The organism is Lentzea sp. DG1S-22, from assembly GCF_036321065.1.
Lineage (GTDB): Bacteria > Actinomycetota > Actinomycetes > Mycobacteriales > Pseudonocardiaceae > Lentzea > Lentzea jiangxiensis.
This window is the reverse complement of record NZ_CP143276.1, coordinates 4,912,428-4,933,348: the sequence shown is the minus strand read 5'-3', so window position 1 is coordinate 4,933,348 and position 20,921 is coordinate 4,912,428. Positions and strand designations below refer to the sequence as shown.

General features: G+C 70.2%; 19 protein-coding genes and 1 pseudogene. 6 read left to right on the top strand and 14 right to left on the bottom strand.

Features of this window, described 5'->3' with window-relative positions:
* Positions 1 to 10: 10 nt before the first annotated feature.
* The 3 genes from V1227_RS22635 to V1227_RS22625 all read right to left on the bottom strand — a co-directional run bounded on the left by V1227_RS22635 (position 11) and on the right by V1227_RS22625 (position 5,257).
* Entirely contained in the window at positions 11 to 3,874 is a 3,864-nt protein-coding gene (locus V1227_RS22635) for an amino acid adenylation domain-containing protein (protein WP_329787576.1), read from the bottom strand.
* 229 nt (positions 3,875 to 4,103) lie between these two features.
* On the bottom strand, positions 4,104 to 4,388 hold the full coding sequence (locus V1227_RS22630) for a SelT/SelW/SelH family protein (RefSeq protein ID WP_329787575.1): 285 nt from the start codon (positions 4,386 to 4,388) through the stop codon (positions 4,104 to 4,106).
* Positions 4,385 to 5,257, bottom strand: a complete 873-nt coding sequence (locus tag V1227_RS22625) for a helix-turn-helix domain-containing protein (RefSeq protein WP_329787574.1) — start codon at positions 5,255 to 5,257, stop codon at positions 4,385 to 4,387. Before V1227_RS22625 ends, V1227_RS22630 begins: the two co-directional genes overlap by 4 nt.
* Positions 5,258 to 5,402: 145 nt before the next feature.
* Here V1227_RS22625 and V1227_RS22620 point away from each other — a divergent pair, with 145 nt between their 5' ends.
* A complete protein-coding gene (locus tag V1227_RS22620) occupies positions 5,403 to 6,443 on the top strand; it encodes an NAD(P)-dependent alcohol dehydrogenase (protein WP_329787573.1) in 1,041 nt (346 codons plus the stop codon).
* A 19-nt stretch (positions 6,444 to 6,462) separates the two neighbouring features.
* Here V1227_RS22620 and V1227_RS22615 read toward each other — a convergent pair whose 3' ends face one another.
* Positions 6,463 to 6,834, bottom strand: coding sequence for a MerR family transcriptional regulator (locus V1227_RS22615; RefSeq protein ID WP_329787572.1), 372 nt, complete (start codon positions 6,832 to 6,834; stop codon positions 6,463 to 6,465).
* A 59-nt stretch (positions 6,835 to 6,893) separates the two neighbouring features.
* On the opposite strand from V1227_RS22615, the gene V1227_RS22610 reads away from it, so the two are divergent.
* Entirely contained in the window at positions 6,894 to 7,943 is a 1,050-nt protein-coding gene (locus V1227_RS22610; protein WP_329787571.1) for an alkene reductase, read from the top strand.
* Here the strand turns inward: V1227_RS22610 and V1227_RS22605 are convergent.
* The gene (locus V1227_RS22605; protein ID WP_329787570.1) at positions 7,934 to 8,521 is read right to left on the bottom strand and encodes a TetR/AcrR family transcriptional regulator; all 588 of its coding nucleotides are present in this window, start codon (positions 8,519 to 8,521) and stop codon (positions 7,934 to 7,936) included. The two genes, V1227_RS22610 and V1227_RS22605, sit on opposite strands and share 10 nt — an antisense overlap.
* A gap of 94 nt (positions 8,522 to 8,615) precedes the next feature.
* Here V1227_RS22605 and V1227_RS22600 point away from each other — a divergent pair, with 94 nt between their 5' ends.
* Positions 8,616 to 8,999 (top strand): nuclear transport factor 2 family protein, encoded by a 384-nt coding sequence (locus V1227_RS22600; RefSeq protein ID WP_329787569.1) that lies wholly within the window; start codon positions 8,616 to 8,618, stop codon positions 8,997 to 8,999.
* On the top strand, positions 8,996 to 9,793 hold the full coding sequence (locus tag V1227_RS22595) for an NmrA family NAD(P)-binding protein (protein WP_329787567.1): 798 nt from the start codon (positions 8,996 to 8,998) through the stop codon (positions 9,791 to 9,793). Before V1227_RS22600 ends, V1227_RS22595 begins: the two co-directional genes overlap by 4 nt.
* Positions 9,794 to 9,845: 52 nt before the next feature.
* On the opposite strand, the gene V1227_RS22590 is transcribed toward V1227_RS22595, so the two are convergent.
* The 4 genes and pseudogenes from V1227_RS22590 to V1227_RS40695 form a co-directional block, all read right to left on the bottom strand.
* Positions 9,846 to 11,180, bottom strand: coding sequence for a hypothetical protein (locus V1227_RS22590; protein ID WP_329787565.1), 1,335 nt, complete (start codon positions 11,178 to 11,180; stop codon positions 9,846 to 9,848).
* 30 nt (positions 11,181 to 11,210) lie between these two features.
* On the bottom strand, positions 11,211 to 12,710 hold the full coding sequence (locus tag V1227_RS22585) for a beta-xylosidase (protein ID WP_329787564.1): 1,500 nt from the start codon (positions 12,708 to 12,710) through the stop codon (positions 11,211 to 11,213).
* A gap of 472 nt (positions 12,711 to 13,182) precedes the next feature.
* Positions 13,183 to 13,347, bottom strand: coding sequence for a hypothetical protein (locus tag V1227_RS22580; RefSeq protein WP_329787563.1), 165 nt, complete (start codon positions 13,345 to 13,347; stop codon positions 13,183 to 13,185).
* A gap of 42 nt (positions 13,348 to 13,389) precedes the next feature.
* Positions 13,390 to 13,434: pseudogene (locus V1227_RS40695) on the bottom strand (hypothetical protein); the annotation flags it as partial.
* On the opposite strand from V1227_RS40695, the gene V1227_RS22575 reads away from it, so the two are divergent.
* On the top strand, positions 13,433 to 13,597 hold the full coding sequence (locus V1227_RS22575; protein ID WP_329787562.1) for a hypothetical protein: 165 nt from the start codon (positions 13,433 to 13,435) through the stop codon (positions 13,595 to 13,597). The pseudogene V1227_RS40695 and the gene V1227_RS22575 sit on opposite strands and share 2 nt — an antisense overlap.
* A 152-nt stretch (positions 13,598 to 13,749) precedes the next feature.
* Here the strand turns inward: V1227_RS22575 and V1227_RS22570 are convergent, their stop codons facing one another.
* Positions 13,750 to 14,394, bottom strand: a complete 645-nt coding sequence (locus tag V1227_RS22570) for a response regulator transcription factor (protein WP_329787561.1) — start codon at positions 14,392 to 14,394, stop codon at positions 13,750 to 13,752.
* Complete coding sequence (locus V1227_RS22565) at positions 14,385 to 15,509, bottom strand: sensor histidine kinase (protein WP_329787560.1); 1,125 nt, start codon at positions 15,507 to 15,509, stop codon at positions 14,385 to 14,387. The genes V1227_RS22570 and V1227_RS22565 overlap by 10 nt, the downstream gene beginning before the upstream one ends.
* Positions 15,510 to 15,671: 162 nt before the next feature.
* Between V1227_RS22565 and V1227_RS22560 the strand changes: the two genes are divergently transcribed.
* Positions 15,672 to 16,313, top strand: a complete 642-nt coding sequence (locus V1227_RS22560) for a DedA family protein (protein ID WP_329787559.1) — start codon at positions 15,672 to 15,674, stop codon at positions 16,311 to 16,313.
* Positions 16,314 to 16,782: 469 nt separating this feature from the next.
* Here V1227_RS22560 and katG read toward each other — a convergent pair whose 3' ends face one another.
* The 3 genes from katG to V1227_RS22545 all read right to left on the bottom strand — a co-directional run bounded on the left by katG (position 16,783) and on the right by V1227_RS22545 (position 20,916).
* Positions 16,783 to 19,002: a catalase/peroxidase HPI gene (katG, locus tag V1227_RS22555; protein ID WP_329787558.1), complete on the bottom strand. Its 2,220-nt coding sequence runs from the start codon at positions 19,000 to 19,002 to the stop codon at positions 16,783 to 16,785.
* 18 nt (positions 19,003 to 19,020) lie between these two features.
* Complete coding sequence (locus tag V1227_RS22550) at positions 19,021 to 19,455, bottom strand: Fur family transcriptional regulator (protein WP_329787557.1); 435 nt, start codon at positions 19,453 to 19,455, stop codon at positions 19,021 to 19,023.
* 66 nt (positions 19,456 to 19,521) lie between these two features.
* Positions 19,522 to 20,916, bottom strand: coding sequence for an aminotransferase-like domain-containing protein (locus V1227_RS22545; RefSeq protein ID WP_329787556.1), 1,395 nt, complete (start codon positions 20,914 to 20,916; stop codon positions 19,522 to 19,524).
* Positions 20,917 to 20,921: the final 5 nt, after the last annotated feature.

Sequence of the window (20,921 nt, the reverse complement as noted above, 5' to 3'; positions counted from 1 at the left end):
GACTGACTCCTCAGGATTGGCCACCTGCGATGGCGAGGGTGACGGCCTTGGTGACGGCGGCGATCAGTTCGGACATCTGCTCGTTGGACAGCAGCACCGGCACATGGGCGACTTCCGCCTGCACGGTGTTGCGCCGCCGCATGGACGCGAGCAGCTCGTCGATGTCGGGCTCGCGCAACAGGCTGTAGTGGTCGGCCTGCAGTTCGACGACGGTCGGCTCGGTGACCGAGAAGCCCTCGCTGCCCTCGATGAACGAGTAGTCGTCGCCCTGCGCCTTGAAGATGGTGAGCGGTGCGGTGATCGTGCGCTCGGCCAGTTCGCCGAACGTGTACTTGAAGGAGAAGGTCTCGGTGACGATCCTGATGATCCGCCGCACCAGTTCGCTGTCGAGGTCGCGGAACTCGCTGCTGACGAACGCCGCGAAGCTGTCCTCGTCCCGCGCGACCTCCAGGCACCGGGCCAGCCGCGCGTCGGTGATGCTGCCCGCGAACACCGAGAACAGGATCGTCACGAACGCGCTGTTGGTGTACGACGCCTCGTCGCTGTCCCGCTCCGACCGGACCTTCGGCGACCCCGGCGCGATCAGGTACAGGTTCGCGATCTTCTCGCCCGCCTGCTCCAGCTGGTAGGCCGTCTCGAACGCGACGCGCGCGCCGAAGGAGTAGCCCCACAGCGTGTACGGGCCCTCCGGCTGGACCTCCTTGATCGCCTCGATGTCGGCCGCGGCCATCTCGCGGATCGTGCTGTACGGCGTCTCGCCCTCGTTGATGCCGTGCGCCTGGACGCCGTAGAAAGGGCGCTCGGAACGGCTTGCGAGCGTGCGCAGGTTCATCGGGTAGCCGCCGAGACCGGGCCAGCAGAACACCGGCACGTCATCTCCGTTGGGCTGCAACGGGACCAGCCGCGAGATCGGACCCTCGTGCAGGCCGTCGACCCGCCGGGAGAGCTGCTCGATCGTCGGCGACTCGAAGAGCACCTGCAGCGGCAGGCTCGTGCCGAACTCCTTGTTGATGCGGTTGACCAGACCGACCGCGATCAGCGAGTTGCCGCCCGTCTCGAAGAAGTCGTCGTGCGTCGAGACGGTCTCGCGCTTCATCAGCTTCTTCCACATCTCGCTGATGCGGCGCTCGGTGGTGGTGCGCGGCGCGACGAACGGCCGGTCCTGGTCGTCGACGTTCGTCTTGTCCGACGCGACCAGCGCCTTGACGTCGATCTTGCCGTTCGCGGTGACCGGCAGGGCGTCCAGCACCACGACCTTGTTCGGGATCATGTAGTCCGGCAGGAAGTTGACCAGGTCGTCGCGGATCAGCTCGGCCGGGCCCTTCATGTGGACGACGTCTTCCTTCATGCCGGGGCTGCGGCGCTGCTCGTAGGAGACCTTGCCGCCCAGGAAGAAGTACGAGGGGCCGTCCTGCTCGCCCGCTGCCTTCAGGATGTCGCAGATGCGCTTGGCGGACGGGAGGTCGTTGTCGGACTTGGAGCTGTAGCCCGACGACATGAAGCCGAGGTCGACGTCGTTGGCGGACAACCGGTGCATGGTCCGGCCGAGGTCGACGTAGCGCCGCCAGCCCTCCGCCGACCTCGCGACGGCGCTGACGCCGAAGCTCGCCCGCTCGTACACGGCCTGGTTGATCGCGATGACGTGCTTGCGCTGCAACAGGTCGTCGGACACGCGCTCGAACTCGCCGTCCGCGAACCTGTAGAGCCCGCTCGGCAGGTTCGCGACGCGGCCGGGGTGCGTCTGCAGGTAGACCTCGACGTCGTCCTCGCGGACACCGGTGTAGGCGCACAGCTCGAACGTGCCGAGGTAGTAGTCCTCGCCGGCGACGTCGAGCAGGTCCTTCGTCTCCGGTGCGTACGCTGACGCCGTGACGTCGAGGCCGTAGCCCGGCAGGACCTCCTCGAAGAGCCCGACCATGTGGCCGGTCTCGATCTCCAGGACCTCCTGGATGTTGTTGAGGTACACCGCCTCGATCGCGGCCTTGTGCCCGATGAAGTGCAGCTTCACCGTGGCCTCGAAGCTCTCCGGGAGCTGCTTGATCAGCACGAGCTGGTGGCGCAGCGGGTGGTAGTAGTACAGCCCGGACGGCAGGCCCGCGATGTGGTGCAGTTCCAGGTGCAGCTGCGTCGCGTAGAGCGAACCGGGCGAGGCGTAGCCGTATTTCGGCAGCAGCCGCTGGTCGCTGAAGTGCGCGCCGAAGTAACGCAGGATCTCGCCCAGTTCGGCGAAGTGGATCGACTTCGGGTCCTGGGAGCCGGCCCCGATCGGCTTGCGCTCGAGCAACCGCCGCAGGTCGTCGTCGGTGACCTGGCCGCCCTCGTAGAAGCGGTAGGACTTGCGGCTGAAGACGACCTTGCGCTGCAGGCAGGAGGCCTCCTCGCCGGGCAGCGCGAAGGTCTGCCTGCCGCTGAGGTCGTCGCGCACGCCGGGGTTCGACAGCTGCGCGCGGACCTGCAGGCGGCTCGACTTCGACTGGTGGTGCGCGCCCGCGTTGCCCTGGTCCATCAGGGCGGCTTCCTTGGGGTTCAGCTCGACGCACGCGATCAGGTTCTGGAACCCGGTGCGCTGGTCCTCCTTGACGATCACCGCCGCGTTGCGCACCCAGTCGTGCGTCTCGATCGCGAGCCGGATCTCGTCGAGCTCCACCCGGTAGCCGCGCAGCTTGACCTGGCTGTCCGCCCGTCCGGCGAACTGCACGGTGCCGTCGAGGTTCTGCGTCACGAGGTCGCCGGTGCGGAACATGCCGTCCACGAACCGGTCCTCGGTCAGTTCGGGCTGGTGCAGGTAGCCGCGGGCGACCTGCACGCCGCCGATGTAGAGCTCACCGATCTCGCCCGGCGTGACCAGGTCGCGGTTCTGGTCGAGCACGAGGTACGTCGTGTTCGTGACGGGCAGCCCGATCGAGATGGACTTCGGGGCCTCCGCGAGCTCGGCGGGGTCGACCACGTGCGACGACGAGTTGATCGTCGTCTCCGTCGGGCCGTAGAGGTTGATGAGAGCGGTGCCGGGCATCGTGTCGACGAAGCTCTGCGCCAGCGTGCGGGACAACGCCTCGCCGCCGCTGAAGACCTGCTTCAACGACGTGACGGTGTGGAACTCCTCGGTGTCGATCAGCGCCTGCAGCAGCGTCGGCACGCACTGCAGCGTCGTGACGCCCTGCTCGCGCATGGTCTCGATCAGCATCTCGGGATCGCGGTAGATGCCGGGACGGCCCATCACGACGGTGCTGCCGACCGACGGCGCGAGGATCTCCCACTGCGCCGCGTCGAAGCTCATCGGAGTCTTCTGCACCACGCGCTTCGTGCCGTCGATGGCGTGCACGTCGTGCAGCCACAGCATCTGGTTGACGATGCTGCGGTGCTCGATCATCACGCCCTTGGGCCGCCCGGTGCTGCCCGAGGTGTAGATGATGTAGGCGAGGCTGTCGTGCGAGGGGGAGAAGCCGTCGTCGAACGCCTCGTCGCAGTCGTCCAGCGTGACGATCCTCGTCGTCGCGGGCGCCAGCTCGGCGAGACGGTGCTTCAGGGCGGGCTGGGTGACGACGACCTTGGTGCGGGAGTCCTCGATCATGTACCGGAGCCGCTCCTCCGGGTACTCCGGGCTCAGCGGCAGGTAGGCGCCGCCGCTGCAGAGAATTCCCCAGGCGCCGACGACGAGGTCGAGCGACGGCTCGACGAACACGCCGACGCAGTCGTCGGTGCTGACGCCGAGCCGGCGCAGATGTGTGGCCAGCGCGGAACTTTGCTCGAACAGCTCGCCGTAGGTGATGCTCTGGTCACCGAAGACGACGGCCGTGCGATCGGGGTGTTCCTTCACCTGCTTGCGCAGCAGGTCCGGGAGGCAGCCGCCGTCGACTTCAGCTTCTTGCGACATCTCAGAAATCCCCCAAGCGGTCAGCAGTCGTGAGCAGGTGCGAGGGCGTTCTTGGTTGGTTGCCGAACGTATTGGTGGAGCCTCGAAACCTGCTGGAGCGGAGCGGGGGGTGGGCAGCCGCAGAGGTTTACCGGAACGGGCTCAAGGGGTGGTGGAGGTCCGACGGGTGGACGGGTGACACCACCGCGAAGTCACCTTGCTGCGCTTGGGTCCACGCCGCGGGAGCGGCTCAGGAGTTCTTGCGGTCGGTGTGCCCCAGCGAACGCTCCGGCGCCACCCGGTCGCGCACGAGCTGCTTGAGCACGGCCAGGTCCGGGAACCCGTCCCGCTCCTTGCGCGACCACAGGGTCTCGCCGTCGAGCCGCACGTCGAACACGCCGCCGGTGCCGGGGACCAGCGCCACCTCGCCGAGCTCCGCGGTGAACGTGGTCAGCAGCTCCTGCGCGGTCCAGCCGGCGCGCAGCAGCCAGCGGCACTGCGTGCAGTACTCGATCTCCAGACGCGGTGTTCTCATGCCTGCGATTCAACCGAGGTGCCGGACCTGGTCGCGTCGGCACCCCAGTTCGCCAGCAGCTGCAGCGCCTCGCCGGAGGGCGTCTTGGAGTCGGCGTGGTAGGTCGTCAGGAACAGGTCCGGCTCGCTGGGCATCCGGAGCGTCTCGTAGGACAGCGTCATCTCGCCCACGAGCGGGTGCCGCAACACCTTCGTGCCGAAGCTCTTCTCCTTGACGTCGTGCTTCGCCCAGAGCCGGCGGAACAGGTCGCTCTTCACCGACAGCTCGCCGATCAGCGCGGCCAGCTCGGGGTCGTTCGGGTAGCAGCCCGCGTCCATCCTCAGGAAGGCGACGACGTCGGCGGCCTTGCTCTCCCAGTTGACGAAGAGCTGCTGGTAGGAGGGCTGCAGGAAGATGAACCGCGCCCAGTTGCGTTCCCGCGGCGGCACCTTCGACCAGTCGCCGAACAGCGCCGCGGCCATCGGGTTCCACCCGAGCACGTCGGAGCGCCGCCCGCCGATGTACGCGGGCACGCCGACGTGGTCGAGCAGGCTCGTCAGCGCCGGCCGCAGACGTGTGGTGGCAGCCTTCTTCTTCCTCGTGTCGTGCGGGCACGACGAGAGGTTGCGCAGGTGTGTGCGCTCGGCGTCGTTGAGCTGCAACGCGTTGGAGATCGCGTCCAGGACCTCGTCCGAGACGTTGCGGCCGTTGCCCTGTTCCAGACGCGTGTAGTAGGCGACCGAGACGCCCGCGAGCTGCGCCAGTTCCTCGCGGCGCAGGCCGGGGACGCGGCGGGTGCGCCCGTAGCGGGGCAGCCCGACGTCGTCCGGGGACAGCCGCGCCCGGCGGCTGCGCAGGAACTCGCTCAGCTCGGTGCGCGGATCGGTCATGAGACCGAGTATCCCCGTGCCGCGGAGGTCGTGCCTGCCACTGCCGGTGGTAGGCACGCCAGTCGTACGAAAACCAGGTGTCTGGGTGCATCCCCGGAACCGGAGCAGTGTCGGGAAGCGACACGACGAACCGAGGAGAAACCCGATGAGCACCGTCGCTGCCTACGCCGCTCCCGCACCCAAGGCACCGCTGGAGCGCACCACCATCGAGCGTCGCGCGGTCGGCGCGCACGACGTCCTGATCGACATCAAGTTCGCGGGCATCTGCCACTCCGACATCCACCAGGTCAACGAGGGCTGGGGCGAGGCCATCTTCCCGATGGTCCCCGGCCACGAGATCGCGGGCGTGGTCGTCGAGGTCGGCTCCGAGGTCACGCGGCACGCCGTCGGCGACCGGGTGGGCGTCGGCTGCATGGTCGATTCGTGCCGCGAGTGCGAGTTCTGCCTGCGGGGCCTGGAGCAGTACTGCGCCAACGGCAACACGATGACCTACAACGGCGTCGACCGCCGCGGTGACGTCACCTACGGCGGCTACTCGCGGCAGATCGTGGTCGACGAGAACTTCGTCGTGCGCATCCCGGACGCGCTGCCGCTGGACGTGGCCGCGCCGCTGCTGTGCGCGGGCATCACGCTCTACTCCCCGCTCAAGCACTGGGGTGTCGCGCCGGGCAAGAAGGTCGCCGTCGTCGGTCTGGGCGGTCTCGGCCACATGGGCGTCAAGATCGCGTCCGCGCTCGGCGCCGAGGTGACCGTGCTGTCGCAGTCGCTGCGCAAGAAGGACGACGGGCTCAAGCTCGGCGCCCACGACTACCGCGCCACCAGCGACCCGGCCACGTTCACCGAGCTCGCCGGCCAGTTCGACGTGATCGTCTCCACGGTGTCCGCGCCGCTCGACCTGACCGCCTACCTCGGCCTGCTCAAGACCGACGGCGCCCTGGTCAACGTCGGCGCACCGGAGGAGCCCGTCTCCATCAACCTGTTCGGCCTTCTCGGCGGCCGCAAGACGCTCGCCGGGTCGATGATCGGCGGCATCGCCGAGACCCAGGAGATGCTGGACTTCTGCGCCGAGCACGGCCTGGGCGCCGAGATCGAGCTGATCGACGCCGACCAGGTCAACACCGCCTACGAGCGCGTGCTCTCGAGCGACGTGCGGTACCGGTTCGTGATCGACGCCTCGACCATCTGAGGTCCGGCGCCGTGCCCGCTCACTGCGGCGGGCACGGCTTGCCGGTCGCGTAGGCCTCCGTGGCACCCGCGATCACCGAGTCGAGCCGCAGGAGGGTCTCCTGCAGCTCCTCGATCTGCCGGACGACCGACGACCGGTGCCCGTGCAGCTTCGCGAGGACGTCCGGCGCCGCCACCCCCGTCAGCACGCACGGCAGCATCTCGAGGATCGACGCGCTGGAGATCCCCGCGCCGTAGAGCTGCTGGATCAGCCGCACCCGGTCGACGGCGTTCCCGGCATAGCGCCGTTGCCCGCTTTCGCTGCGCTCCGAAGTCAGAAGGCCCTGCTCTTCGTAGTAGCGCAGCGCGCGCACGCTCACACCTGTGCGTTCCGCCAGCTCACCGATCCGCATGAGACCTCCGCCACAAAAGCTACCTCTGACGTCAACGTCAGGTTTCTAGCGTAGCTCCCATGCTCCTCACCAGCTACCGCCTCGGACACCTGACCCTGCCGAACCGCCTCGTCATGGCGCCGATGACCCGCGCACGGGCCGTCGACGGCAAACCGACCGCGGACACAGCCACCTACTACGCCCAGCGCGCCACCGCCGGTCTCATCGTCAGCGAGGGCGTGCACCCGAACGCCGTCGGCCAGGCCGGTCCGTTCATGCCCGGCATCCACACCGACGAGCAGGTCGCGGCCTGGCGCGGGGTCACCGACGCCGTGCACGCCAACGGCGGCCGGATCTTCGCCCAGCTCATGCACGGCGGCCGCATCGGCCACGTCGAGGTCGCCGGGCACCACCCCGTCGGCCCGTCGGCGGTCGCGGCCGGCACCGAGGTCTTCACGCCCGCGGGCGCGGCCCCCGCGCCGGTGCCCCGCGCCCTGGAGACCGCGGAGGTCGCCGAGCAGGTCCAGGCGTTCGCCGACGCGGCACGACGGGCCGTCGACGCCGGGTTCGACGGCGTGGAACTGCACGGCGCGAACGGCTACCTCATCCAGCAGTTCCTCTCCTCCAGCGCCAACCGGCGCACCGACGGCTACGGCGGCTCGGTCACCGGGCGCATCCGGTTCGCCGTCGAGGCGGTCGAGGCGGCGGCCGGCGCCATCGGGCCGGAGCGCGTCGGCATCCGGCTCTCACCCGGCGGTGAGATCCAGGGCATCGTCGAAGAAGACGTGCCCGTGCTCTACGGCGAGCTGCTGAAGGCGTTGCCGGACATCGCCTACGTCCACCTGGTCGCGACCGTGGACGACGAGGTGCTGATGGGCCTGCGCAAGGCGTGGCCGACCGCGTTCATCCTCAACCCCGGTGGCCAGATCGGCCCGCGGGAGAGCACGCGGGAGCAGGGGGAGCGCTGGCTCGCCAACGGCGCCGACCTGATCAGCTACGGCCGCGCGTACATCGCCAACCCCGACCTCGTGGAACGGTTCCGGCTCGGCCTGCCGCTCGTGAGCGCCGACCGCGAGACGTACTTCCAGGCACCCCGCGGGTTCATCGACTACCCCAGCTATCAGCACTGAAGCGCGCGCAGCAGGTGGTCGACGAGCCGTTCGAGGTAGTCGGGCCCGATCTCGGCGCGGCGGACGGACAGCCGCCAGTAGACGGGCGCGGCGACCAGGTCGAGCGCGATCTCGACGTCGAGATCCGCGGGGAGCTCGCCCCGGTCGACCGCCCGCCGCAGCGTCGCCGCGCCGAGCGCGCGCCGGGGTTCGCCGATCGTCGCCGCGATCGCCTCGGACAGCGCCGGGTTGCGGACCGCCTCGGCGGTGAGGTCGGGCAGGATCGTCGCGAACCGCGGGTGCGTCAGCCAGTCGTGCACCGCCGTGACGGTCGCCAGCAGGTCGCCGCGCAACGACCCGGTGTCCGGGACCTCGGCCAGCGGCACGGAGAACTCCGACAGCGCCGCGACCACCATGTCCTGCTTGGACGGCCAGCGCCGGTACAGCGCGCTCTTGCCGACCTCGGCGCGCTTGGCCACCGCCTCCATCGACAGCCGGCCGTAGCCGTGCAGGGCCAGCTCGTCGAACACGGCCTCGGTGATCGCCCGCGTCACCTGGGGCTGCAGGACGGCGGCGCCGGTCGGGGTGCGCTTGGTCATGGCGCACATCATAGGGCTGGACGAGACGGTCCCGTCCCGCCTAATGTGATGGACGGGACGGTACCGTCTCGTCCATTTCGTTCGGAGGACATCCGTGGATCTCATCCCGAGGGCGCTGCAGCTGCTGCTGGACAAGGACATGGCCGGGTTCGCCGGTCTGTGGGCCGAGGACGGCGTGGTGGAGTTCCCGTTCGCCCCACCCGGCTGGCCCGCACGGCTGGAGGGCCGTGCCGCGATCGAGGACTACCTGCGCGACTACCCGGAGACGCTCGACATCCGCAGCTTCCCGAAGCAGGTCGTGCACCGGACCACCGACGCCGGCGTGCTGATCGCCGAGTTCGACGCCGAGGGGGTCGTGGTCGCGACCGGCAAGCCGTACCGGGCGTCGTACATCGCCGTCATCACGACCCGCGACGGCGAGATCGCGCACTACCGCGACTACTGGAACCCGCTGCTCGCGCAGGAGCTCACGGCATGAGCACGCTGCTCATCGGCGGCACCGGCACGACCGGCAGCCTGCTCGCGTCCCTGCTGCCCGATTCCCTCGTGGCGACCAGAAGACCCGCGCACGACCGGCACGTCCTGTTCGACTGGGACGATCCGGAGACGTTTGAACCGGCACTGGAAGGGATAAGCAGCATTTACCTCATCCCCCCGGTCGGTGTCGCGGACCCCGCGCCGGTGGTCGAGTCGTTCCTGTCACGGGCGCGGTTCGTGCGACGAGCGGTGTTGCTGAGCTCGTCCGCGGTGGCGGAGAGCGTCTCGGGGATGGGCGCTCTCCCCGCACTCGTGCGCGCGATGCCGGAGTGGACGGTGCTCCGGCCGTCCTGGTTCATGCAGAACTTCACCGGCGACCACGCGGTCGCGGCCGGCGTGCGCGCCGGGGAGATCGTGACCGCGACCGGAGACGGCAGGATCGCGTTCGTCGATGCCGCCGACATAGCCGCCGTGGCCGCACGGGCGCTCACGGACCCGTTGCCGCACAACACCGACCACCTGATCACCGGTCCGGAGGCCCTCAGCTACGCCGACGCCGCCGCGATCATCACCGAGGTCACCGGACAGCCCGTGCGGCACCGTTCGGTCAGCACCGAGGAGCTGACCGAACGCCTGTCCTCCTGGCTGCCGGCCGAGTTCGCCGCGCTGCTCGCCGGTCTCGACGAGGACATCCGCGGCGGGGCGGAGGACCGCGTCAGCACGACCGTCGAGGACGTGACGGGCAGGCCCGCCCGGTCGTTCCGGGACTTCATCAGGCGAACGAGCACCGCGTAGGGCCCGGTCCAAAGTGGAGTTGTGCGGCGATCGCGGATCCGCGTTTCGACACCTACGGGCGTATGGATTCACACGGCGTGATGAAGAACCAGCCCGAGGGCTCGTGCTCCAGCCGTGCTTCCGATGCGCCGGTTGCACATTCCGTGCGCGCGCGAGTGAGGCTTTCGTCCCACGGAATGCCTGACAGCACCGTCCTCGGCACCCGCATGTGGGCGACGACGCTGACCACCACGAGGATGCCGACGAGGTAGCGGCTGCCGGACACCGCGAGCCGCTCCCACGTCTTCGCCGGCGTCGCGTCGAGGCCCACGAAGATCGCGGTGAACAGGAACAGGCACGGCGCGATGCTGTAGCGCTGCCCGGCCATCACGACCTCCGGCGCCTGCACCTGCAGCACCTGCGTCCAGTTCAGCACCAGGCACGCGACGATGACGACCACGCTGAACACGCAAGACACCAGCACGAGCGCCCGCCCCGCCCGGTCGCCGAACCGCAGGCCCGCCGCGATCGGCACGGCGGCCACCAGCAGCGCGCCGAGGACCACCAGGTTGCCGTGCGCCGGGTAGAACTGGCTGACGCGCTCCGAGCCCGTGAACGCCACCACGGGCACCCGCAGCAGGCTCGCGAGCAGTACCTGCACCGGGTCGACCTCGTCGTGCGAGTACGGCGTGCGGGACGTGAACATCATCGTGAGGCCCTGGACGGCCGTCGCGGCGAGGAACGCGATCGGCACCACCTTGCGCGGCTGGAAGAACCGCACGAGCGCGATCGGCGTCAGCAGGAAGATCAAGGGGCTGGACAGGGCGGCGAGGACCACGAACACGGCGACCGGCACGCGCGGGGCGTTGCGCCACAGCAACGCCCAGAAGGCGCCGTAGAGCAGGAACCAGTGCAGGTTCGTCATGTTGTTGAGCGTCTCGGAGTTGCCCGCGGGCAGGACGACCACGAGCGCCGCCAGTGCGAACCGCAGCGGCGCCGAGCGCAGGTAGGCCTTGGAGGCCGCGAACACGATCAACGCGATCAACGCCCGCAGCACCGCCGCGCACACCGCGAACCCCGCCGCGGCCCACTCGACCGGCAGCAGCGCGACCAGCTGGGCCACGAGGCGCGGCAGCGCGTGCAGGTAGCCGCCGTAGGGGGTGACCAGGTTCTCCAGCGCCGGCGAGCGCACCGCGTCGACCAGGAACCGGGCGCCGTCCTCGGCCCACAGGTGGTCGAGCCGGGACCAGCCGGCCGGGACGAGCAGCAGGAACGCCATCGACGCCAGGAACCCGGCCAGGAGGCCCAGCCAGGCCCGTTCGTGCCGGGGCTCGTCCGGCAGCGGCACCACGCCGTCCGCGAGCGCTGCTGACCGTTGCGCCGTCATCGCCACCACTCGGTCCCCCATGTCCGATTCGACCCGGGAGAACGTATCCGGTCAGCGGCGGGCGAGGTCCGGCAGGCGCTGGTAGCGGGTCCACTGCTCCGCGGACACCGGCGTGACCTTGGACGAGTTCAGCGCCGCGACCTCGGCCGTCACCACCCACAGCTTGTCGTCGAGCAGCAACCCGACCTCGCCCTGGGGGTTGGCGACCGCGGGAGCGCCCGCGGGGACCGTGACCGCGAGCTTCAGCGAGTCGACGCCCAGGGGACGGGTGCTCAGCACGCCGCGGGCGAACTTCTCGGCCACCGAACGGCGCTCGAACCGCATCACGTTGCCGCCGATGACGACGTCCAGCGTGCGTTCGGGGGACGGCACCGCGTAGCCGTTGAGCACGTGCGCCTCGGGCCCGGTGGTGCAGCCCTTCATCCCGACGGCGTCGAGGCCGAAGTGCGAGATGTTCGTCGGCCCCGCCGGACCCTCGAAGGTGCCGCGCAGCACGTCCAGCGCCACCCGGCCGCACGGGTCCTTGAGGTCGACCGGCGCGTGGCCCTCCGGCGTGCGCACCAGGCCGGGGCCTTCCTCCCAGACGCCGGGGATCAGCACCGGTTCGAACGGGTGACGGGTGAAGTCCTTGTTCCAGAACGTGACGGTCGTGCCGTCGTCGGTCTCGTGGGCGATGGCGAACGAGGACACCGCCTCGATCCACATCCAGTCCGCGCTGAACGCCTCGACGACCGATCGGGTGCGCGGCTGGTTGTTCGACGTCACCGGCTTGAAGCCCTGCTGGCCGAGCGCCTCGACGCCCTTGGTGAACAGCGGGTCGCGCGAGCGCAGCACGTACTGACCGGCGCCGTTCTGGTGCGAGGCGAGGCCGGTCGTGTCGGTGAACATCAGGTACACCCAGCCGTCGACGTAGACGGCCGACTGCTGACCGGCGCCGTAGGTGTTCTCCCGGATGTTGTCGCCGGCCGGGGCCACGATCGACTGGCCGCCGTTCTCCCGCGTCCAGGTGATGCCGTCGAAGCTCGACGCGACGCCCACCGAGCTGCCGTTCGCGTGGTTGTCCCGCGCGGCGCCGGTGTAGTACATGAAGTACTTGTCACCGACCTTGACCAGCGACGGATCGCACGTGTGCATCGCGTCGAAGCTGCCGCCGCTGCCGGAGAACACCGGGATCGCGGTGCTGAACGGGCCGCCCACCGACGGTCCGTCGCTGTAGAGGATGTCGTCGCCGCCGGGCGGTGCCGCGCTGAGCTGGCTGCACCACCAGGCGCGGATGCGCCCCTTGTCCACCATCACGGCCGGTGCGTAGTTGTACGGCGCGTCCCCGGAGCCCGCGAGCACCGTCCCGGCGCTCTGCCGGCCGTTCTCGAGCGTCAGCCTGATCTTGTTCCTGGGCGGTGCGGCCTGTGGCGTCTTCTTCGTCGACGTGCTGGTCTGCGGCTCCTCGGGAGCGCCGACCGGGTCACCGACCGCCGCGTTCGTGCACGCGGTGACCGCACTGAGCAGTGCGAGCGCAGCGAGTAACGCGGGAGGTCGGCGACTCAGGGGCACCCACTCATCATAGTGATCAACTCCTCCGGTCGGGTGAAGTCCGTTGGCGCTGGGCCGGTTCATACCTCGGCGATGAGTCCCGCGAGCGGTCGTGCAGAGCGCGACGCCGCTGCCCAAGCGCACGATTCCGGCGGATCAGAGCTTCTGGGGGAGACGCTGCGGCGTCACCCGGCCTTCCCGGCTCGACGCGGGCGGCGTGACCCGGACCGTGGGACTTGCATCGCTGAGGCCGGACCTGCCGTGCCGGGCGCCTCCGGTGCGGGTGAGCAGGACGAACCCGGGGTGAGCGCGAGGTCGTCGGGTCTATCGGCGGCGACCTGGACACCCGGCGAACGCCTCGGGGTTCGCCGGCGAGTTCCTCGGTCCTGTGATGGTGAGCACAGGGTCTCGTTGGTGATCTTCGTGGCTGGGAGCTCGCAGGCGGCCTTGACGGTGCCGGTCGCCTCCGCGGTTCTCGTCCCGGTGCTGTGGGCTAGGTCTTTCCGCTGGTGGGAGGGTGTTCGCGGACCGCGCGGCGGCGGTGGAACCAGGCGAGGAAGCTCGCCGGGTCGCTGCCCTGCCGGAGTGCGGACACCGCGCCCGTCAGCGGGAACATCGCGGCGTGCGTGAGCGCCCGGTCGTACAGGTCAGGCCGCACCCGGCGGACCAGCGGCCAGCCGTAGCTCGCGATCGCGGCCGCGTCGAGCGCGGGGTCGCCGGCGCAGGCGAAGTCCCAGTCGAGGATGCCGCAGCACTTCCTCGGCCTGGCTCCGCTCGTCGTCGGTCAGCGGCGGAAGACGAACTCGGTGATCGTCTCGGCTGCTCGCAGCCCGCCCGCGTGGTGCAGCGGTTCGTCGAGCAGGCCGGCCAGTTCGGCGTCCGTGCTCGACCGGGTGCCGGGCAGGTAGGAACAGGGCGCCGGGTAGGTGCGAGAGGACGACGTGGACCTGGCCGCGTGGCAGGTCCCACCTGTCCTCGAGGACCTGCGGCAGGCGAACGGCGGGTCCTGCCTTCCGATGTTCGCGAGTGCCTTCGCTCGGCGTTTCGGCGAGGCCGGCCATCAGCTGCCCAGGTAGCGGACGACGGCCATCACGCGGCGGCTCACGCCGGTCGAGCCGGAGAGGCCGAGCTTGTCGAAGATCGCGTTGATGTGCTTCTCGGCGGCGCTCTGCGAGATGTGCAGCTGGGTGGAGATGCGGGCGTTCGTGAGGCCTTGCGCCATCAGCTCCAGGACGTCCTTCTCCCGCGCTGTCAGCGTTTCGAGCGGGTCGACGTGCGTCGTCCTCGTCAGCAGCCGCCGTACGACCTCCGGGTCGAAGGCCGCGCCGCCCGCCGCGACCCTCTCGAGCGCCTCCAGGAACTCGTCGACCTGGGCGACCCGGTCCTTGAGCAGGTAGCCGACCTTGCCGCCGGTGCTGGTGATCAGCTCGGTGGCGTAGCGGTTCTCGACGTACTGGGAGAGCACCAGCACGCTGACCTCGGGCCACCGCTCGCGGATCTCGAGCGCGGCCCGCATGCCGTCGTCCCTGTGGTCCGGCGGCATCCTGACGTCGGTGACCACGACGTCCGGCCGGTGCTCCTCGGTGGCTTTGAGCAGCTCGGGCGCGGTGCCGACGGCTGCCACGACGTCGTGGCCCTCCTCGGCGAGCAGCCGGACCAGGCCCTCGCGCAGCAGCGTCGAGTCTTCGGCCAGGATCACTCGCACGGCACCCTCGCACCGATCGTGGTGGGACCGCCGCTCGGGCTGATCACCTCGAACACCCCGTCCACCGCCTTGACCCTCCTGGCGAGCCCGGACAGCCCGGTGCCGGACGGGTCGGCGCCACCGACGCCGTCGTCCCGCACCAGGACCGTGATGCCGCCCGGCACCTGCTGCACGAAGATCTCCACAAGTGAGGCGCCGGCGTGCTTGGCCGCGTTGTTGACCGCCTCGGACGCCACGAAGTAGATCACCGTCTCCAGCGCGGCGCCCGGTGAGGATCGCAGCTCGTTGCGGATCTCGACGCGCACGCCCGACCGTTCCGCCAGCACCTCGAGCGCCGTGCCCAGCCCCGAGTCGTCGAGCACGGCGGGGTACACGCGAGTCGCGACCTCGCGCAGCTCGTCGATGGCCTCGCCCGCGGTGTCGTGCGCCTGCTCCAGCAACTGCTGCACCTGCTCCTCGCCCCTGGCCCGCCGCGCTCTGCCGATCAGCATGCCGAGCGCGACGAGCCGCTGCTGGACGCCGTCGTGCAGGTCGCGCTCGATGCGCCTGCGCTCGTCGTCGATCGCCTCGATCACCTCCGCCCGCGTGCTGGTCAGCTCCGCGACCCGTTGCCGCAGCATCGTTTGCTGACTGCGGCCGAGCATCGCCGTCGCGAGCCACCGGTCGAGCACCGCCACGCCCGTCACGCCGGCCAGCGTGACGAAGATGAGCAGGGCGCCCGGCAGCGTCGCCACCGCGATCAACTCGCCGCTCACGACGTCGCCGTCCTTGACCAGTCCCCACGAGCCGTCGAAGAGCCACGCCGTCACCATCGACGCCGCGGTGGTGAGGTAGAGCAGCAGCATCAGGACCACGCCGAAGCCCAGGCCGCCCACCATCCACCGCACGCCCAGGTAACGCTGGCACCGCCGCGGCGTCAGCGGGTCGGCGTGCGCCGCGCCGCTCCACCGCTCGATGCGTCGCAGCTCGAACTCGGTAATCCTGACCGTGCCGACCCCGAGCATCGCGGCCAGCAGGCCCGGCAGCGCGGTCGCGATCCCGAGCAGCACCCCGAAGAACGCCCGGAACCAGCCGCGCACCAACGAACCCGCGCTGAGCTGCTCATCCTGGTGCACGTGGATCACGGTACTGACCCACCCGAGCCCCGGCATTGCGGTTTACCGCACTCTTGCCCTGCGGCTTCCCACACGAATCCCGACGGAAGACCTCATGGTCCTCGAGCGACCCGCTTCCTAGCGTTGACCACGACAAATCCGTTGCAACGCAGGGAGAATCCGATGCTGGCAGAGTGGGCCGTCTCGCTGATGGAGTCGCTGGGAGGCGTGGGCGCGGCCGTGGTCGTGGGCCTCGACAACCTGTTCCCGCCGATCCCGAGCGAACTGGTCCTGCCCCTCGCGGGCTTCTCCGCGAGCAAGGGCGTGTTCAGCTTCCCGGCGGCCCTGTTCTGGACCACGCTGGGCTCGGTGCTGGGCGCTGTGGTCGTCTACCTGGCGGGCCTGCTCCTCGGCCGCGACCGGACCCGCCGCCTGGTCTCGCGCCTCCCGCTGGTGCGCGTGTCCGACTTCGACAGGACCGAGGCCTGGTTCACCCGCCACGGCACCAAGGCGGTGTTCTTAGGCCGCATGGTGCCGCTGTTCCGCAGCTTCATCTCGCTGCCCGCGGGCGTGGAACGCATGAACTTCCCGAAGTTCCTGGTGCTGACCACCGCCGGCAGCCTGATCTGGAACACGGTGTTCGTCAGCGCCGGCTACCTGCTCGGCGAGAACTGGCACCGTGTCGAGTCGTACGCCGGCATCTTCCAGAAGCTCGTCATCGCCGCCGTGGTGGTCGCCGTGGTGCTGTTCGTGGTGACGCGGCTGCGCCAGCGCTCCACGGGCGATCCGGAGGAGACGGTGGTGATGCCCCGCGTCCGCCGATGACGTTGCGGCGCAGGGGAGGTGTGAGCAGGGAGGTGTGGGCAGGGCGCGCCGCGGTGGTTGAAGAGTGCGGCGTTAGGCGGCCCGTTGTCTGTTGTGGTGGTGTTCTGGCTCCACTGTCCGAACGGGACTCTGCTTCCGTGGTCGATCTGGGACCGCTATCGGCCCGCGAATTCAGGCCCGCCGGCGCTGCCCGTCCACCGCTGCTTGTCCGACAACAGACGCCACCCGTGCAGGCGGCGCCGCAAGCCTCAGGTCGCGCCTCACCGGAGAGGGCAGCGCCGCGGGTTTCGCGCCGCGACAACCCGAGTCCTCGCGCTCCAGCGTTCGGCCGGCCCAGCACCTGGCCGCTCAGCCGGATCCGCGCCTCACCACCCGAGCGCCCTCGCGCCCGACCACCCGAGCCACCACACGCCGAAAACGCCGGTACCCCAGGCCGAGGAGTGGCCTGGGGTACCGGGGCAGAACGGGATCAGACGTCGTAGCGGTCCGCGTTCATGACCTTGTTCCACGCGGACACGAAGTCCTGGACGAACTTCGTCGAGGCGTCGTCACTCGCGTAGACCTCGGCGACGGCGCGCAGCTCGGAGTTCGAGCCGAACACCAGGTCGTTGCGGGTGGCGGTCCAGCGGACGGCTCCGGTGGCGCGGTCGCGGCCCTCGAAGTTCTCCTGGTCCTCGGTGACCGACTTCCACTCCGTCTCCATGTCGAGGAGGTTGACGAAGAAGTCGTTGGTCAGCGTCTCCGGCTTGGCGGTGAGCACGCCGGCGGTCGAGCCGCCGTGGTTCGCGCCCAGCACGCGCAGGCCGCCGACCAGCACGGTCATCTCCGGCGCGGAGAGGCCGAGCAGGTTGGCCCTGTCGATCAGCAGGTACTCCGACGGCAGCGGCGTGGCCTTGTTGCCGTAGTTGCGGAAGCCGTCGACGGTGGGCTCCAGGACGGCGAACGACTCGGCGTCGGTCTGCTCCTGGGTGGCGTCGGTGCGGCCCGCGAGGAACGGCACCTCGACCTCGTGGCCCGCGGCCTTGGCGGCCTGCTCGATCGCCGCGGCGCCGCCGAGGACGATCACGTCGGCCAGCGAGACCTTCTTGCCGCCGGTCGCGGAGCTGTTGAAGGCCTCCTGCACGCCTTCGAGAATCGGCAGGACCCGCGCGAGCTGGTCGGGCTCGTTGACCTCCCAGTTGCGCTGCGGCTCCAGGCGGATGCGGGCACCGTTGGCGCCGCCGCGCTTGTCGCTCTGGCGGAACGACGAAGCCGAGGCCCACGCCGTCTTGACCAGCTGCGAGACCGAGAGGCCGGTCGCGAGGATCTTGGCCTTCAGGGCCGCGACGTCCGAGGCGTCGATCAGCTCGTGGTCGCGGGCCGGGAGGCGGTCCTGCCAGATCAGCTCCTCCTGCGGCACCAGCGGGCCGAGGTAGCGCTGGATCGGGCCCATGTCGCGGTGGGTCAGCTTGAACCACGCGCGGGAGAACGCCTCGGCGAAGGCCTCGTGGTCCTCGGCGAACCGGCGCGAGATCGGCTCGTAGATCGGGTCGAAGCGCAGCGCGAGGTCCGTCGTCAGCATCATCGGCTGGCGGTTGAGGGTGCCGTCCTCGGGGTCCGGGACGGTGTTGGCGCCCGCGTCGCCCTTCGGCTTCCACTGGTGGGCGCCGGCCGGGGACTTGGTGAGCTCCCACTCGAACTCGAACAGGTTCTTGAAGAACAGGTTCGTCCACTGGGTGGGCTTCTGGGTCCAGGTGACCTCGAGGCCGGAGGTGATCGCGTCACGGCCCTTGCCGGTGCCGTGCGTGCTGATCCAGCCGAAGCCCTGCGCGTCCATCAGCGAGCCCTCGGGCTCGGAGCCGACGAGCGACGGGTCGCCCGCGCCGTGCGCCTTGCCGAAGGTGTGGCCGCCGGCGATGAGGGCGACGGTCTCCTCGTCGTTCATGCCCATGCGGCCGAACGTCTCGCGGATGTCGCGGGCGGAGGCCAGCGGGTCCGGGTTGCTGTTCGGGCCCTCGGGGTTGACGTAGATCAGACCCATCTGGACGGCCGCGAGCGGCGCTTCCAGTTCGCGCTCACCGCTGTAGCGGGTGTCGCCGCCCAGCCACTCGGTCTCGGGGCCCCAGTAGACGTCCTCGTCCGGCTCCCACACGTCGTTGCGGCCGCCGGCGAAGCCGAAGGTCTTGAGGCCCATGGTCTCCAGGGCGCGGTTGCCCGTGAAGATCATGAGGTCGGCCCAGGAGACCTTGCGGCCCCACTTCTTCTTGACCGGCCACAGCAGACGGCGGGCCTTGTCGAGGTTGCCGTTGTCCGGCCAGCTGTTCAGCGGGGCGAACCGCTGCATGCCCGCGCCGGCGCCACCACGGCCGTCGTGGGTGCGGTAGGTGCCCGCGCTGTGCCACGCCATGCGGATCATGAACGGGCCGTAGTGCCCGAAGTCCGCCGGCCACCAGTCCTTCGAGTCGGTCAGCACGGCGTCGACGTCGCGAGCGAGCTCGTCGAGGTCGACGGTCAGGAACTCCTTGCCGTAGTCGAAGTCGCCACCGAAGGGGTTGGCCTGGACGGGGTGCTTGCGGAGGATCCGGAGGTTGAGCTGCTTGGGCCACCAGTCGCGGTTGCCGCCGCCTTCGGTGGGGTGGCTGCGCCGGTTGTGGGCGACCGGGCACTCGCCCTTCGACTCGCTCACGTTGGCGTCAGTGCTGTCGGACACAGGAATCCTTCCGGGTGTTCAAGAACTCTTCGCGGCGGTCGTGCACTCAGGGCAGGTGCCCCAGTAGATGACCTCGGCCTCGTCGATGACGAACCCGTGGTCGTCGGACGCGTCCATGCACGGTGCGTGGCCGATCGCGCAGTCGACGTCGGCGATGGCACCGCAGGACCTGCACACGACATGGTGGTGGTTGTCCCCGACGCGGGCCTCGTAGCGCGCGACCGAGCCCTGGGGTTCGATCTTGCGCAGCAGGCCGGCTCCGGTCAGGGCACGGAGCACGTCGTACACGGCCTGGTGGGAGACCGCGCCGAGGTTCTGACGCACGACACCGATGATCGAGTCCGTGTCGGCGTGCGGGTGGGAGTGCACCGCGGACAGCACTGCCATCCGCGGAGCTGTCACCCGGAGCGACGCTCCACGCAACATGCGCTCGAAATCGGAAGCCGTGGGCACGACCCCACTCTGCCGTCTTTTCTGGATTGAGTCAAGTTAATGAATGATGCAATTCTCGCGGCGCGGTCACCGCCGCACGGCCGACACGGCGTCCGCCAGCCGTCGCACACCCTCGGCGAGCACGTGCTCGGGTGCGCCCCCGTAAGTCAAACGGAGAAAGCTCCCGGGCGGTTCAGCGGCGAACCACGGCCGTCCCGGGAAGACCACGACGTCCCGCGCCGCCGCGGCCGTCGTCAGCTCCAGGTCGTCGACGCCGTCGGGCAACGCCGCCCACAGGTGCAGGCCGCCCGACGACTTCGCGATCCGCAGCTCCGGCAGGTGCTCGCCGACCGCGCGGGCCAGAGCGTCGCGGCGGGACCTCAAGGACTGCTGGAGCGTGCGCAGGTGCCGCCGCCAGGCGGGGGAGGTCACGAAGTCGATCGCCGCCTCCTGCAGGGGTCCCGCGACGTACAGGTCCTGCCGGGAACGGGTGTTCTTCAGGCGTGTGCCGGCCGGTCCGCGCGCTCCTATCGCCGCGACGCGCAGTCCGGGCGCGGCGACCTTGGTGAGCGAGCGGACGTAGACGACGTGGCCATCGGTGTCCTGCGAGGCCAGCGTCGGCGGCGCGGTGCCGTCGATCGTGAAGCCGCGTGCCCAGTCGTCCTCGACGAGGAACGCCCCGACCTCGCGGACGGTCCGCATGACCTCGGTGCGCCGCTCGTCCGACAGCACCGCGCCGTGCGGGTTCGCGTGCAACGGCTGGCAGTAGAAGACCTTCGCGCCGGTCCGGTCGAACGCGGCCCGCAGCAGGTCCGGCCGCACGCCGTCGTGGTCGGCGGGGACGGGCACGACCTTGAGCCCGGCGTCGCGTGCGGCCGCGATGGCGCCGAGGTAGGTGGGGGACTCGACGAGCACGGCGTCGCCCCGGCTGCCGAGCCCGCGGAACACCGTCGCCAGGGCTTCCTGCGCGCCCGCGCAGACCGTGATGTCACCGGCCCGCAGCTCGCCGCCCGCCTCCTTCGCGAACCACGCGCGCAGCTCCTCCCTGCCCTCGACCGGCACGCGTCCCCACGACGCGGGTCTGCGGGCGGCCCGGCTGAGCGCGGCGCCGAGCGCGTCGGTGGGCTGCAGGCCGGGGTCGAGGTAGCCGCTGGTCAGCGGGATCGCCTCGGGTTTCGGCACCGCGACGAGGTTCGCCACCAGGTCCTCGCCGGGCCTGCCCTCGCCGAGCGCGACGGCCTGCCACGACAGGTCGTGGCTGCTCGCACCCGTCCGCGGGGCGACGAAGCTGCCCCGGCCCGGCCGCACCTCGACGAGGCCTTCCGCCGCCACGCGCTGGATCGCCTGCTGGACCGTCGCGGGCGACGCGCGGTGCCGTGCCATCAGGTCGCGCACCGAGGGCATGCGGTCTCCGGCGCGACCGGCGCGGGCGGCCGCCCTGAGGTCCTCGATAACGCGGACGGCTGCGTTATCCTCATTCATGAGAG

Bases quoted from the DNA above. Each gene is read 5' to 3' on its own strand.
- V1227_RS22560 (WP_329787559.1), top strand. From the start codon at position 15,672: ATGCTGGCAGAGTGGGCCGTCTCGCTGATGGAGTCGCTGGGAGGCGTG.
- V1227_RS22625 (WP_329787574.1), bottom strand. From the start codon at position 5,257: ATGACCGATCCGCGCACCGAGCTGAGCGAGTTCCTGCGCAGCCGCCGG.
- V1227_RS22595 (WP_329787567.1), top strand. From the start codon at position 8,996: ATGAGCACGCTGCTCATCGGCGGCACCGGCACGACCGGCAGCCTGCTC.
- V1227_RS22545 (WP_329787556.1), bottom strand. From the start codon at position 20,916: ATGAATGAGGATAACGCAGCCGTCCGCGTTATCGAGGACCTCAGGGCG.
- V1227_RS22635 (WP_329787576.1), bottom strand. From the start codon at position 3,874: ATGTCGCAAGAAGCTGAAGTCGACGGCGGCTGCCTCCCGGACCTGCTG.
- V1227_RS22615 (WP_329787572.1), bottom strand. From the start codon at position 6,834: ATGCGGATCGGTGAGCTGGCGGAACGCACAGGTGTGAGCGTGCGCGCG.
- V1227_RS22610 (WP_329787571.1), top strand. From the start codon at position 6,894: ATGCTCCTCACCAGCTACCGCCTCGGACACCTGACCCTGCCGAACCGC.
- V1227_RS22605 (WP_329787570.1), bottom strand. From the start codon at position 8,521: ATGACCAAGCGCACCCCGACCGGCGCCGCCGTCCTGCAGCCCCAGGTG.
- V1227_RS22620 (WP_329787573.1), top strand. From the start codon at position 5,403: ATGAGCACCGTCGCTGCCTACGCCGCTCCCGCACCCAAGGCACCGCTG.
- V1227_RS22575 (WP_329787562.1), top strand. From the start codon at position 13,433: ATGCCGCAGCACTTCCTCGGCCTGGCTCCGCTCGTCGTCGGTCAGCGG.
- V1227_RS22630 (WP_329787575.1), bottom strand. From the start codon at position 4,388: ATGAGAACACCGCGTCTGGAGATCGAGTACTGCACGCAGTGCCGCTGG.
- V1227_RS22590 (WP_329787565.1), bottom strand. From the start codon at position 11,180: ATGGGGGACCGAGTGGTGGCGATGACGGCGCAACGGTCAGCAGCGCTC.